This is a genomic window from Microbacterium cremeum, from assembly GCF_015277855.1.
Classification (GTDB): domain Bacteria; phylum Actinomycetota; class Actinomycetes; order Actinomycetales; family Microbacteriaceae; genus Microbacterium; species Microbacterium cremeum.
Genome location: NZ_CP063812.1, coordinates 1,989,817 through 2,003,639 on the forward strand (window position 1 = coordinate 1,989,817; position 13,823 = coordinate 2,003,639).

Annotated in this window: 16 protein-coding genes; all 16 read left to right on the forward strand. The window is 72.2% G+C overall.

Annotated features, from left to right (window positions below):
* Positions 1-61: 61 nt before the first annotated feature.
* The 16 genes from rpoZ to lgt all read left to right on the forward strand — a co-directional run bounded on the left by rpoZ (position 62) and on the right by lgt (position 13,822).
* Positions 62-316 carry a DNA-directed RNA polymerase subunit omega gene (rpoZ, locus tag IM778_RS08980; RefSeq protein ID WP_127820216.1) on the forward strand — a complete coding sequence of 85 codons (255 nt, stop codon included), beginning with the start codon at positions 62-64 and terminating at the stop codon, positions 314-316.
* A gap of 86 nt (positions 317-402) precedes the next feature.
* On the forward strand, positions 403-1,596 hold the full coding sequence (gene metK / locus IM778_RS08985; RefSeq protein ID WP_194411648.1) for a methionine adenosyltransferase: 1,194 nt from the start codon (positions 403-405) through the stop codon (positions 1,594-1,596).
* 54 nt (positions 1,597-1,650) lie between these two features.
* A complete protein-coding gene (locus IM778_RS08990; RefSeq protein ID WP_420488853.1) occupies positions 1,651-3,627 on the forward strand; it encodes a primosomal protein N' family DNA-binding protein in 1,977 nt (658 codons plus the stop codon).
* A 23-nt stretch (positions 3,628-3,650) separates the two neighbouring features.
* Positions 3,651-4,574, forward strand: coding sequence for a methionyl-tRNA formyltransferase (gene fmt, locus IM778_RS08995; RefSeq protein WP_194408584.1), 924 nt, complete (start codon positions 3,651-3,653; stop codon positions 4,572-4,574).
* Positions 4,571-5,938, forward strand: coding sequence for an RsmB/NOP family class I SAM-dependent RNA methyltransferase (locus IM778_RS09000; protein WP_194408585.1), 1,368 nt, complete (start codon positions 4,571-4,573; stop codon positions 5,936-5,938). Before fmt ends, IM778_RS09000 begins: the two co-directional genes overlap by 4 nt.
* Positions 5,939-5,987: 49 nt before the next feature.
* Entirely contained in the window at positions 5,988-6,683 is a 696-nt protein-coding gene (rpe, locus tag IM778_RS09005) for a ribulose-phosphate 3-epimerase (RefSeq protein ID WP_194408586.1), read from the forward strand.
* Between the two features lie 64 nt (positions 6,684-6,747).
* Positions 6,748-7,011: a phosphoribosyl-ATP diphosphatase gene (locus tag IM778_RS09010; RefSeq protein WP_194411800.1), complete on the forward strand. Its 264-nt coding sequence runs from the start codon at positions 6,748-6,750 to the stop codon at positions 7,009-7,011.
* 43 nt (positions 7,012-7,054) lie between these two features.
* Positions 7,055-7,897, forward strand: a complete 843-nt coding sequence (gene hisG, locus IM778_RS09015) for an ATP phosphoribosyltransferase (protein ID WP_194408587.1) — start codon at positions 7,055-7,057, stop codon at positions 7,895-7,897.
* 16 nt (positions 7,898-7,913) lie between these two features.
* The gene (gene hisF / locus IM778_RS09020; RefSeq protein WP_194408588.1) at positions 7,914-8,690 is read left to right on the forward strand and encodes an imidazole glycerol phosphate synthase subunit HisF; all 777 of its coding nucleotides are present in this window, start codon (positions 7,914-7,916) and stop codon (positions 8,688-8,690) included.
* Positions 8,687-9,052 (forward strand): phosphoribosyl-AMP cyclohydrolase, encoded by a 366-nt coding sequence (gene hisI / locus IM778_RS09025; protein WP_194408589.1) that lies wholly within the window; start codon positions 8,687-8,689, stop codon positions 9,050-9,052. The genes hisF and hisI overlap by 4 nt, the downstream gene beginning before the upstream one ends.
* Positions 9,052-9,645, forward strand: a complete 594-nt coding sequence (locus IM778_RS09030; RefSeq protein WP_194411801.1) for a Trp biosynthesis-associated membrane protein — start codon at positions 9,052-9,054, stop codon at positions 9,643-9,645. The genes hisI and IM778_RS09030 overlap by 1 nt, the downstream gene beginning before the upstream one ends.
* 65 nt (positions 9,646-9,710) lie before the next feature.
* Positions 9,711-9,941, forward strand: a complete 231-nt coding sequence (locus IM778_RS09035; protein WP_194408590.1) for a DUF6704 family protein — start codon at positions 9,711-9,713, stop codon at positions 9,939-9,941.
* Position 9,942: 1 nt separating this feature from the next.
* The gene (gene trpC / locus IM778_RS09040) at positions 9,943-10,752 is read left to right on the forward strand and encodes an indole-3-glycerol phosphate synthase TrpC (protein ID WP_194408591.1); all 810 of its coding nucleotides are present in this window, start codon (positions 9,943-9,945) and stop codon (positions 10,750-10,752) included.
* Positions 10,749-12,005: a tryptophan synthase subunit beta gene (gene trpB / locus IM778_RS09045; RefSeq protein WP_194408592.1), complete on the forward strand. Its 1,257-nt coding sequence runs from the start codon at positions 10,749-10,751 to the stop codon at positions 12,003-12,005. Before trpC ends, trpB begins: the two co-directional genes overlap by 4 nt.
* Positions 12,002-12,796 (forward strand): tryptophan synthase subunit alpha, encoded by a 795-nt coding sequence (gene trpA / locus IM778_RS09050; RefSeq protein WP_194408593.1) that lies wholly within the window; start codon positions 12,002-12,004, stop codon positions 12,794-12,796. The genes trpB and trpA overlap by 4 nt, the downstream gene beginning before the upstream one ends.
* A 54-nt stretch (positions 12,797-12,850) precedes the next feature.
* On the forward strand, positions 12,851-13,822 hold the full coding sequence (lgt, locus tag IM778_RS09055) for a prolipoprotein diacylglyceryl transferase (protein WP_194408594.1): 972 nt from the start codon (positions 12,851-12,853) through the stop codon (positions 13,820-13,822).
* Position 13,823 lies beyond the last annotated feature (1 nt).

The window sequence follows — 13,823 nt, forward strand, 5'->3', positions numbered from 1 at the left end:
GCCTCGACGCGTCGAGGCTCCGCAGACTCCCATCCCGTCATCCGATCCAGGAGGTTTCGCCATGGCCGGAACGAACCAGGGCATCATCGAGCCCCCCATCGACACTCTTCTCGAGAAGGTCGACTCGAAGTACCAGCTCGTGATCTACGCGTCCAAGCGCGCGCGCCAGATCAACGACTACTACTCCGACCTTCACGAGGGCAACCTCTTCGACAACGTCGGCCCGCTCGTCGACTCGACCGTCGAGGACAAGCCGCTCACGATCGCGCTGCACGAGATCCACGAAGACAAGCTGCGGCTGCGCCGCGCGGAGTAATCCCGTTACGTCCTGTATGCCCTCGAGGTCGGCGATGTCGATCCTCGGGGGCATACTGGTGTCCGCCCCTCTCACCTGGAGAATCGATGACCGACCTTCGTCTGTTCACTTCCGAGTCCGTCACCGAGGGGCATCCCGACAAGATCTGCGATCAGATCTCGGATTCGATCCTCGACGCCATCCTCACCGATGACCCCGACGGCCGCGTCGCCGTCGAGACCCTCGTGACGACGGGACTCGTGCACGTGGCAGGCGAGGTCTCGACCTCGGCCTACGTCGAGATCCCCGCGATCGTCCGGGGCGTCGTCAACCGCATCGGGTACACCTCGAGCGAGACCGGCTTCGACGGCGACTCGTGCGGCGTGAGCGTGTCGATCGGCGCGCAGTCCTCCGACATCGCCGCGGGAGTCGACAAGGCGTTCGAGCGGCGGGAGGACGGCTCGGAGGATCCGCACGACCTTCAGGGCGCGGGCGACCAGGGCATCATGTTCGGCTACGCCACGACCGAGACCCCGCAGCTCATGCCGATGGCCGCCTGGACGGCGCATCGCATGGCCGAGCGCCTGTCGGAGGTGCGCCGCTCGGGCGCGCTCCCGTTCCTCCGCCCCGACGGCAAGACCCAGATCACCCTCGGCTACGACGGCCAGACGCCCAGGACCGTCGAGTCCGTCGTGCTCTCGACCCAGCACCACCCCGACATCTCGCAGAAGGCGCTGCGCGCCGCCGTGCGCGCCGAGGTGATCGACCCGGTGCTCGAGGCGACCGGTCTCGAACTGCCCGACGTGCAGTACTACATCAACCCCGCCGGTCCCTTCGTGATCGGCGGGCCGAAGGGCGACGCGGGCCTGACCGGCCGCAAGATCATCATCGACACGTACGGCGGCGCGTCCCGTCACGGCGGTGGCGCGTTCAGCGGCAAGGACCCGTCGAAGGTCGACCGCTCGGCGGCGTACGCGATGCGGTGGGTCGCCAAGAACGCGGTCGCGGCGGGCCTGGCCGACCGGCTCGAGGTGCAGATCGCGTACGCGATCGGCAAGGCGAAGCCGGTGGGCCTGTACGTCGAGACGTTCGGCACCGGTCACGTCTCGGACGAGGCGATCACCCGCGCCATCCTCGAGGTCTTCGATCTGCGTCCCAAGGCGATCATCGACCAACTCGACCTGCTTCGCCCGATCTACGCCCAGACCGCCGCCTACGGACACTTCGGCCGCGAGCTGCCCGACTTCACGTGGGAGCGCACCGATCGCGCGGACGCCCTGCGCGCCGCGGCCGGACTCTGACGGCGGCCGCGTGATCGCGGTGGGTCCGGTGCGCAGCGCGTGGCGGGGGTACGCGTGAGCGTGCGCCGGGTCGCGCGGGTGCTGATCGACTCGCCGCTGCCGCAGCTGGACCGGCTGTTCGACTACGCGATCCCCGAAGCCCTCGCCGACTCGGCGGTGCCCGGGGTGCGTGTGCGGGTGCCGCTGCGCACCGCCGGCCGTGTCGTGGACGGCTTCCTCGTCGAGGTCGGGGATCCGGATGCCTCCGACCGCCCCCTCTCGGAGCTCGACGACGTCGTCTCGCCGGTCGCGGTCCTGCCGCCCCGCCTCTACGCCCTCGCCCGCCGTGCCGCGGACCGCGCCGCGGGATCCGCCGGCGACATCCTGCGCCTGGCGATCCCCAAGCGCATGGTGCGCGCCGAGAAGGCCTGGCTGGCCGCGGATCCGCCGTCGGCCGCCGTGCTCGATCCCGACGTCGTCGCGTGGACCGGCACGGTGCTCGATGCGTATCCGGGCCTCGCCGATGCGCTCGCCGGCGGCGAGCGGCTCGCCCTCGATGCACCGCCGGCGCCCACGACGCTGGACGACGGCGTCGTCGTGGGATCGTGGGCGGTGCTCCTCGCCGCGGCCGCGATGCATGTCCTGGCGGCCGGCCGGAGCGCGGTCATCGCGGTTCCCGACCACCGCGACCGCGCCCAGCTCGAGGCGATCCTCGCGCCCCGCCTGCCGGCGGATGCCCTGGTGCGCGACGACGCGAAGCAGAGCGGACCGGCACGGTACGCGGCGTTCCTCCGCACGCTCGCCGCCGCGCCCTGCATCGTGATCGGCAATCGTTCCGCCGTGTACGCGCCGGTGGGCGATCTCGGTCTGGTCGCCCTGTGGGACGACGGCGATCCACTGCTCGCCGAGCCGCTCAGCCCCGGCGTCCATGCGCGCGATGCGGCGCTGCTGCGCCAGGAGCTCGACGGCGGCGCACTCATCTTCGCGGGGCACACGCGCACGACGGACGTCGAGCGCCTGGTCGCGGTCGGTTGGGTGCGCGAGGTGCCGGCCACGCGTCGTGCGAGCCCCCGGGTGGTGCTGAGCGCGACACGCGAGGGCGAGTCGCGCTCTTCGCGGATGCCCTCATCGGCGTTCGCGGCGGCGCGCGAAGCGCTCGCCTCCGGACCGGTGCTGGTACAGGTCGCGCGACCCGGCTACGCCCCCGTGCTGGTGTGCGCCCAATGCCGTCAGCCCGCGCGCTGCGCGCACTGCGGCGGTCCGCTGCACGCCCCGCGCCACGGAGCGACGCCGTCGTGCTCCTGGTGCGGACGCGCCGCGACCGCGTGGAAGTGCCCGGAATGCTCCTCCACGCTGCTTCGGATGGCGTCGTCCGGCAGCGAGCGGACCGCCGACGAGCTCGGCCGCGCGTTCCCCGGTACGCGCGTCATCGTCGCCGACGGCGACCACCCGGTCGCGGCGGTCGACGCCCGGCCCGCACTGGTCGTCGCCACGCGCGGCGCGGAGCCCATGGCCGAGGGCGGCTATCGCGCCGTCATCCTCCTCGACGGCGACCGGATGCTGATGGCAGAGGACCTGCGCATCGGCGAGTCGTGCCTGCGATGGTGGTCCAACGCCGCCGCGCTCGCGGCGCCGGGCGCTCCCGTGCACCTGGTGGGCGTCGGCGGCTCCATCGCCCGCGCTCTCGCCACCTGGACCCAGCCGGCATATGCGCGCGCCGAACTCGCTGAGCGCGCCCCGCTGCGGATGCCCCCGACCGTGCGGGTCGCGGCGGTCGACGGCGCACGCAGCGTGGTCGAATCCGCGCTCGACGACCTGCGACACGCCGTGCCCGAGCTTGACGCGCAGGCCGTGCTCGGGCCGCTCCCGCGCCCGGAGGGGGTCCGCGCGCTCGTGCGCTTCGAGTACGCGCTGGGCGCACGGGTGGCCGAGAGCCTGCGCGCCTCGGTGGTCGCCCAGGCGGTCAAGGCTCGACGCCCCGCGAAGGGACGCGCCCCCGGACCCGCCAATACACTGAGAGTCCGGGTGGACGTGCCCGATCTCGACCTCTGATCGATCGAACACTGAGGAATCCCATGCGCCTGGTCTTCGCCGGCACCCCCGCGCCGGCGGTGCCGTCGCTGCAGCGACTCGCGGCATCCCGGCACGATGTCGTCGCCGTCGTCACCCGGCGCGACGCGCCGCTCGGACGCAAACGCGTGCTGACGCCTTCTCCGGTCGCCACGGCCGCCGGCGAGCTGGGCCTGCCCATCGTCCGGGCCGACCGCCTCGACGCGGCCGCCACCGAGCGGATCGCCGCGGTCGAGCCCGATCTCGGCGTGGTCGTCGCCTACGGCGGACTCGTGCGCGAGCCGCTGCTCTCGACGCCCGCGCACGGCTGGATCAACCTGCACTTCTCGCTGCTGCCGCGCTGGCGCGGAGCGGCCCCCGTGCAGCACGCGCTCATCGCGGGCGACACCCGCACCGGCGCCAGCGTGTTCCAGCTCGTGCCCGAGCTTGACGCGGGGGACGTCTTCGCCGAGGTGGCCGCCGACATCCCCGCCGATGCGACCGCGGGCGACCTGCTCGCCTCGCTCGCCGAGGACGGCGCCGGCCTGCTCGCCGAGGTCGTGGATGCCATCGCCGCGGGCACCGCCTCGGCACGGCCCCAGGTGGGCGAGCCCACCTTCGCCCCCAAGCTCGGCGACGACGACGGGCGCGTGCGGTGGGACGAGGCCGCCGAGAGGGTGCTCGGCCGCATCCGCGGCGTCACCCCGGAGCCGGGCGCCCACACCCTGCTCGACGGTGCGCGGCTGAAGATCCTCGCCGTGCACCGCGCGCCCGACGACGCTCCCGCCCTCGCCCCGGGCGCGCTCGCGCTGCACGGCCGGGAAGTGGTCGCCGGCACCGCGACCGCACCGATCGTGATCGACACGGTGCAGCCCGCCGGCAAGGGCGCGATGCGCGCCTCGGACTGGTGGCGGGGCCTGCGCGACGCCGCACCGGTGGTCGGACCGTGAGCGCGGTCGCCGCGCGCCGGGTCGCGTTCGAGACGATCCGTGCCGTGAACGAGTCGGACGCCTACGCGAACCTGCTGCTGCCGACCTCGATCGCCCGCGCCGGTCTCGGGTCCGCCGATGCCGGACTCGCGACCGAGCTCACCTACGGCACCCTGCGGCGCCAAGGCACGTACGACGCGATCATCGCGATCGCCGCCGACCGTCCGGCGCACGAGATCGACCCCGCCGTGCTCGACGCGCTCCGGCTCGGCGTGCACCAGCTGCTGTCGACCCGCGTCGCCTCCCACGCCGCCGTCAACGAGTCCGTCGAGCTCGCCCGCGCGGCCGCGGGGCGCGGGGCCGCCGGCTTCGCGAACGCCGTGCTGCGGCGCGTGTCGCGCGATACGCCGGGCGACTGGATGACGCGCGTCGCCGAGAGCGCACGCTCGGACGACGAGCAGCTGGGACTGCTCTTCTCGCACCCGGTGTGGGTGGTGCGCGCATTCCGCCGGGCGCTCGCGGCCGAAGGACGCGCCGACGAGCTCGAGGCACTGCTCATCGCCGACAACGCGTCGCCGCGCGTGACGATGGCCGCGCTCCCGGGCCTGGCCGACGTGCCCGACGAGGCCCGTCGCACGCCGTTCTCGCCCATCGGCTTCCGCCTGGGCGGCGGAGATCCCGACTCCGTCGTCCGCGGATCCGGCGGCCGTGTCCGGGTCCAGGACGAGGGCTCGCAGCTGGCGGCGCTCGCGCTGACGCGCGCGCTCCCCGTCGCGGCGTACGAGCGGTGGCTCGACCTGTGCGCCGGGCCGGGCGGCAAGACCGCAGTGCTCGCCGCCGAGGCACTCGCCCATGGCGCGGCACTCGAGGCCAACGAGATCTCGCCTGCCCGTGCAGGTCTGGTGCGGCAGGCTCTGGCGGGCGTGCCGCTCGAGGTCCCGGTGTCGGAGGAGGACGGCCGTGCGCGCGCCGCGAACGCACCGGGCACGTACGACCGCATCCTCGTCGACGCGCCCTGTACCGGACTCGGTGCGCTGCGTCGTCGGCCCGAAGCGCGGTGGCGGAAAGCACCCAGCGACGTTCCGTCACTGACCGAGCTGCAGCGCGAGCTGCTCGAGGCGGCCGTGTCGGCCCTCAAGCCCGGCGGAGTGGTCGCGTATGTCACCTGCTCGCCGCACCTCGCCGAGACGGCGGGCGTCGTCGCCGACGTACGGCGAGCGTGGGGGAGCGCGGTCGAGGAGCTGTCGGCCCGCGACGTCATCACCTCGCTGGCGGATGCCGACCCCGGCCTCCCGCCGCAGGCCGACGGCAGCGGACGAGCCCAGCTGTGGCCGCATCGCCACAACACCGATGCCATGTCCGTGTCGCTGCTGCGCCGCGCCTAACGCAGGCGCCGCGGACGGTGTGCGCGCGGCGCTCGACCATAATGGACGCGTGCCCCTGATCGACGAGAACGGCCGCCGAACCGGCATCCGCATCAATCCCAGCATCCTGGCCGCCGACTTCGTCAACATGCAGGCCGAGCTCGCGCGCATCGCGACGGCCGACTTCGTGCACGTGGACGTCATGGACAACCACTTCGTGCCCAACCTGACGTTCGGACCGCAGATGGTCGAGCGCATCCAGGCGACGAGCCCGGTGCCGCTGGACGTGCATCTCATGATCACCAACCCCGACCGATGGGCGCCCGGCTACGCGGAGCTGGGCGCAGCGTCGGTGACGTTCCACCTCGAGGCGGCGAAGGAGCCGGTCGCCCTGGCGCGGCGCCTCCGTGCGGCGGGAGCGCGCGCCGGCGTCGCCGTCAAGCCCGCGACCCCGGTCGAGGGGCTCTTCGACCTGCTCGACGACTTCGACCAGATCCTCGTGATGACGGTCGAGCCCGGCTTCGGCGGCCAGTCGTTCATGCCCGAGACGATGCCGAAGCTCCGCCGCCTCGCCGACGAGGCCCGTCGCCGAGGCTCGTCGGCGTGGCTGCAGGTCGACGGGGGCATCGGCGAGAGCACCATCGCGCAGGCGGCCGAAGCAGGCGCCGACACGTTCGTCGCCGGGTCCGCCGTGTTCGGCGCGGACGACCCCGCGAACGCCATCGCCGGCCTGCGCGCGGCCGCGGCGCACCATCACGTCCACTGACCCCGACCGTTCACCGCGCGTCACGCGGAGCCGAGGCATCCCGCGCGGACGCTACCCTGGCATGGTGAAGACGTTCGATGCGCTGTTCGCCGAGCTCGCCGCGAAAGCGGCCGAGCGCCCCGAGGGATCGGGCACCGTCGCGCAGCTGGACGCGGGCGTGCACGCGATCGGCAAGAAGATCGTCGAAGAGGCCGCCGAGGTGTGGATGGCCGCCGAGTACGAATCGACCGATGCCGCGGCCGAAGAGATCTCGCAGCTGTTGTACCACCTGCAGGTGCTCATGCTCGCGAAGGGGCTGAGCCTCGAAGACGTCTACCGACATCTCTGAGCGCGCGTCGCCCGTCCGCCCTCGAACCCGAAAGCCCGCTGCCATGCTGCGAATCGCCGTGCCGAACAAGGGCTCGCTCGCCGAGACCGCCTCAGAGATGCTCCACGAGGCGGGCTACATCGGCCGCCGCGACCCGAAGGACCTGCACGTCATCGACCCTCAGAACGAGGTCGAGTTCTTCTATCTGCGTCCGAAGGACATCGCCACCTATGTCGGGTCCGGCGCCCTCGATGTGGGGATCACCGGGCGCGACCTGCTGCTGGACGCCCGCATGCCCGGGGCGCGCGAGATCGAGGCGCTCGGCTTCGGCGACTCGACGTTCCGCTTCGCGGGTCCTCCCGGCCGCTTCGAGACCGTCCAGGATCTGGAGGGCGCGCGCGTCGCGACGGCATACCCGGGGCTCGTCGACGCGTTCCTCGACGAGCACGGCGTCGCCGTCGACCTGGTGCCGCTCGACGGCGCCGTCGAGTCGGCGGTCCGGCTGGGAGTGGCCGACGCCGTGGCCGACGTCGTCTCGACCGGCACCACGCTCCGGCAGGCCGGTCTCGAGATCTTCGGCCCGGTGCTGCTGCAGTCCGAGGCGGTGCTCATCACCGCGCCCGCCGAGGCCGACGGCACCGCCACGCTGCTGCGCCGCCTGCGCGGCGTCATGGTGGCACGGCGCTACGTCATGGTCGACTACGACCTCCCGGCCGGCCTCGTGGACGACGCCGTCGCCATCGCGCCGGGGATCGAATCCCCCACGATCTCGCCGCTGCGCGACCCGGAGTGGGTCGCCGTCCGGGTCATGGTGCCCCGCAAGGGCGTCAACCAGGTCATGGACTCGCTGTACGCGATCGGGGCGCGGGCCATCCTCGTGACCGCGATCCACAACGCGAGGCTCTGATGGGCGAGGTGCTGCCATGAGTCTCGTGTGCCGCGTCATCCCGTGCCTCGACGTCGCCGCGGGCCGCGTCGTCAAGGGCGTGAACTTCGAGAACCTGCGCGACATGGGGGATCCCGTCGAGCTCGCCCGCGAGTACTTCCGTCAGGGCGCCGACGAGATCACCTTCCTCGACGTGACCGCCACCGTCGACGAGCGCGCGACGACCTACGACGTCGTGCGACGCACGGCCGAGGAGGTCTTCATCCCGCTCACCGTGGGCGGCGGCGTGCGCACCGCCGACGATGTCGCCCGGCTGCTGTCGGTCGGAGCCGACAAGATCGGCGTCAACTCCGCGGCGATCGCCCGGCCGCCGCTGCTCGACGAGATCGCCGACCGCTTCGGCGCGCAGGTGCTCGTGCTCTCGCTCGATGTCAAGCGGTCGCCGAACACCGATTCCGGCTTCGTGGTCACGACGCACGGCGGCCGCACCGAGACGACCCTCGACGCCCTGGAGTGGGCGCGCGAGGCGATCGATCGCGGCGCCGGCGAGCTCCTGGTCAACTCGATCGACGCCGACGGCACGAAGCAGGGCTTCGACCTCGAGCTGGTGTCGCTCATGCGCGAGGTCGCCAGCGTGCCGGTGATCGCGTCGGGCGGTGCCGGCAGCGCGGCCGACTTCGCCCCGGCGATCGCCGCAGGCGCGGACGCCGTGCTCGCGGCATCCGTCTTCCACTCCGGACAACTCACGGTCGGCGACGTCAAGTCCGCGCTGGCCGCCGAGGGGATCCCCGTGCGAGAGGTCGTGGCAGCGTGAGCGAAGCGGTCGACGAGCGCATCGCGCGCGTCACGTTCAACGACGACGGTCTGGTCGCCGCCATCATCCAGCAGTGGGACACCCGCGAGGTGCTGATGCTCGGATGGATGGATGCCGAAGCTCTGCGCCGCACGCTCACGGAGGGCCGCGTCACCTTCTGGTCGCGCTCGCGCCGCGAGTACTGGCGCAAGGGCGACACGTCCGGCCACATCCAGCTGGTGCGCGGGGCTCGGCTCGACTGCGACGGCGACGCGATCCTCGTCGCGGTCGAGCAGGTCGGACCCGCGTGCCACACCGGGACGCGCACGTGCTTCGACGCCGACGACCTCGAGGCCGTCGCGGGTCCGGAGAAGCCCGAGTGATGCGACGTGCCCGGCTGATCGCGGTCGTCGTCACCGTGGCGTGCGGCGCGCTCGGCGTCATCTCGGCGACGCAGACGTGGCTCGCCGTCGTGCTCGACGACGGCGCCGGCCACGTGCTGGAGGTTCCGGGGGCGTCTGCCGTGGCGGTGCTGACGCCGCTGAGCCTCGCGGTGATGGCCCTCGGCGCGGCGCTGTCGATCGTCGGCCTCGCGCTGCGGTACGCGTTCGGTGCGCTCTCGGTGCTGATCGGGGGAGTGCTGGCGTGGCAGACGGCGCGCGTGGCGTTCGAGCATCCTGTCGGCGCGGTCGCGTCTGTCGTCACCGACGCGACCGGCATCACCGGGGAGTCTGCCGTGGCAGACCTCGTCGCCTCGATCTCGGCGACCGCGTGGCCCGTCGTGACGCTCGTGGGGTGGCTGCTGCTCGTCGTCGCGGGCGCCTTCACGCTCGCCACGGCGCGGGCGTGGGGCGGCACCGGGCGTCGCTTCCGCACCGACGAGGCCGCGCATCCGGGCGCCGCCGCAGGGTCGCGCCCTCACGACGCGATCGACGACTGGGACGACCTGTCGCGTGGCGAGGACCCCACCGCCTGACCGCTAGACTGGCGACATTCCGCGCGTTCTACGCCGACGAAACCTGAGGCTACGAGGAGACACCCATGAGCAACAACATCGGCGACCCCGGCCACGGACACTCGCCCGCAGCCTGGACGGCCGTCGTGATCATGCTCGTCGCGGTGTCGCTCGGCACTCTGTTCTTCTTCCTCGACCTGCCCATCCTGGTGTGGGCGTCGGCGGCGCTGCTGGTGATCGGCCTGATCGTCGGCTGGGCGCTCGCCAAGGCGGGCTACGGTGCGAACGGCCCGAAGTACGTCGCGAAAGAGCACTGAGATGCTCGCCGACCTCACGGCCGGCGCGGTTGAGGATGCCGAGGCCCGGGCCGCGGCGAAGCCCCTTGCGGACGTCGAGGCCGCAGCCGCGGCGCAGCCGCCGGCACTGGACGTCCTCTCCGCTCTCGCCCCCGCCGACCGCGTGAAGATCATCGCCGAGGTCAAGCGCGCGAGCCCCTCGCGCGGTGATCTCGCCGAGATCCCCGACCCCGCGCTGCAGGCTCGCCGCTACGAGGAGGGCGGGGCATCCGCGATCTCGGTCCTCACCGAGGGACGGCGCTTCAAGGGAAGCCTCGCCGACCTCGAGGCCGTGAAGGCCGCCGTGCGCGTGCCGGTGCTCCGCAAGGACTTCATCGCCACCGAGTACCAGGTTCTCGAGGCTCGTGCCGCAGGCGCGGATCTCATCCTCCTCATCGTGGCGGCGCTCCCGCAGGACGCCCTGGTGCGGCTGCACGCACTCGCGCTCGAGCTCGGCATGACGCCGCTCGTCGAGACGCACTCCGCCACCGAGGTCGACCGCGCCGCCGATCTGGGTGCGAGCCTCATCGGGGTCAACGCCCGCGATCTGTCGACGTTCGAGCTCGACCGCGACCTGTTCGGCCGTCTCGCCGAGCGCATCCCGCCGGGCGCGATCAAGATCGCCGAGTCGGCGGTCCTCGAGCCCGCCGATGTCGCCCACTACCGCGCGACCGGAGCCGACGTGGTGCTCGTCGGCGAGGCGCTCGTCACCAACGATCCGGTGTCCACCCTGCACGCGTTCCTGGAGGCCGGAGCACACGCTGCAACGAGCGAGCGGAGCACGTCGAGATGAGTCTTCGCGAGGCGGCCGGTCCCTTCTTCGGGGACTTCGGCGGCCGCTACATGCCCGAATCGCTCATCGCGGCGATCGACGAGCTGACGGCCGAATACGAGGCGGCCAAGGCCGATCCGGCGTTCCAGGCCGAGTTCGTCCGGCTGCTCCACTCGTACGCAGGGCGGCCGTCGCCGATCACCGAGGTGCCGCGGTTCGCCGAGCACGCCGGCGGCGCACGGGTCTTCCTCAAGCGCGAGGACCTCAACCACACCGGGTCGCACAAGATCAACAACGTGCTCGGCCAGGCGCTGCTGACCAAGCGCCTCGGCAAGACGCGCGTGATCGCCGAGACGGGCGCCGGTCAGCACGGCGTGGCCACGGCGACCGCCGCCGCCCTGTTCGGCTTCGACTGCACCATCTACATGGGCGAGGTCGACACCGAGCGCCAGGCGCTCAACGTCGCGCGGATGCGTCTGCTGGGCGCCGAGGTCGTGCCGGTGAAGACCGGGTCCCGCACGCTGAAGGACGCGATCAACGACGCGTACCGCGACTGGGTCGCCAGCGTCGAGACGACGAACTACATCTTCGGCACGGCAGCAGGCCCGCACCCGTTCCCGGCGATGGTGCGCGACTTCCAGAAGGTCATCTCGGAAGAGGCGCGGGCGCAGCTGCTCGACGAGGCGGGCCGCCTGCCGGATGCCGTCATCGCGTGCGTCGGCGGCGGCTCCAACGCGATCGGCATGTTCGACGCGTTCCTCGACGACGACGGCGTCGCCCTCTACGGGGTGGAGGCCGCCGGCGACGGCGTCGACACCGAGCGCCACGCGGCCTCGATCGAGCGCGGCCGGCCCGGTGTGCTGCACGGCGCGAAGACGTTCGTGCTGCAGGACGAAGACGGTCAGACCATCGAGTCCCACTCGATCTCGGCCGGTCTGGACTACCCGGGCGTCGGCCCCGAGCACGCGTGGCTGGCGGCGATCGGACGCGCGGAGTACATCCCGGCGACCGACGACGAAGCGATGCAGGCGCTGCGGCTGCTCTCCGAGACCGAGGGCATCATCCCGGCGATCGAGTCCGCGCACGCCCTCGCCGGCGCCCTGCGCCTCGGGCGCGAGCTCGGACCCGACGCGGTTCTCGCCGTCTGCCTCTCCGGCCGGGGCGACAAAGACATGGACACCGCCGCCCGCTACTTCGAGCTGTACGACGGCGGGGCCGTCGTCGAGTCGCCCGCGCCCGACGAGGCGGCAAGGGGAGAGGGAACGAAGCTATGACCTCCCGCGTCGCCGCCGCCATCGATGCGGCGCACGCCGACGGGCGCGGCGCGTTCGTCGGCTATCTGCCGCTCGGGTTCCCCGACCTGCAGACCAGCATCGAGGCCGCGGTCGTGCTCGCCGAGAACGGCGCCGACATCCTCGAACTGGGTCCGCCGTACTCCGACCCGGTGATGGACGGCACCGTCATCCAGGAGGCCACGCAGGCCGCCCTCGCCGGCGGATTCCGCATGCGGGACACCTTCACCGCCGTCCGCGAGATCACCCGGCGCGTCGACATCCCCGTGCTGGTGATGACGTACTGGAACCCGGTGCTGCAGTACGGCATCGACCGCTACGCCGACGATCTGCTCGCCGCCGGCGGTGCGGGCCTCATCACGCCCGACATCACGCCCGACGCGGCGTCCGAGTGGATCGCCGCCAGCGAGCGGACGGGCCTCGACCGCGTGTTCCTGGCCGCGCCGACCTCCACCGACGAGCGACTCGACCTGATCGTGCAGAACTCGACCGGGTTCGTGTACACGGTGTCGACCATGGGCATCACGGGGGAGCGGGCGCAGCTGGATGCCGCGGCCCGCGGCCTCGTCGCACGGCTGCGTCAGCACGGAGCCGAGCACGCGTGCGTCGGAATCGGCATCTCGAACGCCGAGCAGGTCGGGGGGGTGCTCGGCTACGCCGACGGCGCGATCGTCGGCACCGCGCTCGTGCGGGCGCTCCGCGACGGCGGCCTCGAAGGGCTCGCCGAAACGGCCAGAGCCCTTGCAGCGGGCACCGCGCGGGTCGCGAACTAGACTTCTCAGGTCGGCCCCCACCGGCCTCCCAACAGCCAAGGACACGGTTCTCCCATGATCAACGCCGCCGCGAGCGTCGTCGCCAGCATTCCGAGCCCGTCGATCAGCTTCTTCGACATCGGCCCCCTGCCTATCCGCATCTATGCGCTGTGCATCATCACGGGCATCATCGTCGCCGTCCTGTGGACGAACCGCCGCCTCACCAAGCGCGGCGCCGAGCCGTGGGTGGTCATCGACATCGCGCTGCTCGCGGTTCCTCTCGCCATCGTCTTCGCGCGGGTCTACCACGTGCTCACGCACTGGGACTTCTACTTCGGCGAGGGCGCGAACCCGCTCTCGGCGCTGTACATCTGGGAGGGCGGCATCGCCATCTACGGCGCCCTCATCGGCGGCGCTGTGGGCGCGTGGCTCGGATGCCGGTGGACCGGCATCCGGTTCTGGACGTTCGCGGACGCGCTGGCGCCGGGGCTCCTGCTCGCGCAGGCGATCGGCCGCTTCGGCAACTGGTTCAACCAGGAGCTGTACGGTCTGCCCACCGATCTGCCGTGGGGCCTCGAGATCGACTACCCGAACCCCGCCTGGCCGATCGGACTGCCCGAGGGGACGCTGTTCCATCCGACGTTCCTCTACGAGGTCATCTGGAACGTCCTCGGCGTTCTCGTGCTGGCGTGGGCCGGGCGCCGCTTCCGGCTGCAGTGGGGTCGCCTGTTCGGCCTCTACCTCGTCTGGTACAGCGCGGGTCGTATCGTGTGGGAGTCGATCCGCATCGATCCGAGCGAGATCTTCCTCGGCATCCGCACCAACGTGTGGGCCGCGATCCTCGGTGTCGTGGTCGGCCTCGTCATCTTCTTCGTCCAGAAGCGCCGCCACCCCGGCTTCGAGCCGTCGCCGTACGTCCCCGGTCGCGAGTGGACCCCCGAAGGGGCTGTACAATCGCAGAACACCGACGACTTCGTCGACGTCAGCGAACCCCCGACGTCCGAGGTCGACGAGGCCAGCGCCACAAGCACTCCCGCCACGAACTAGC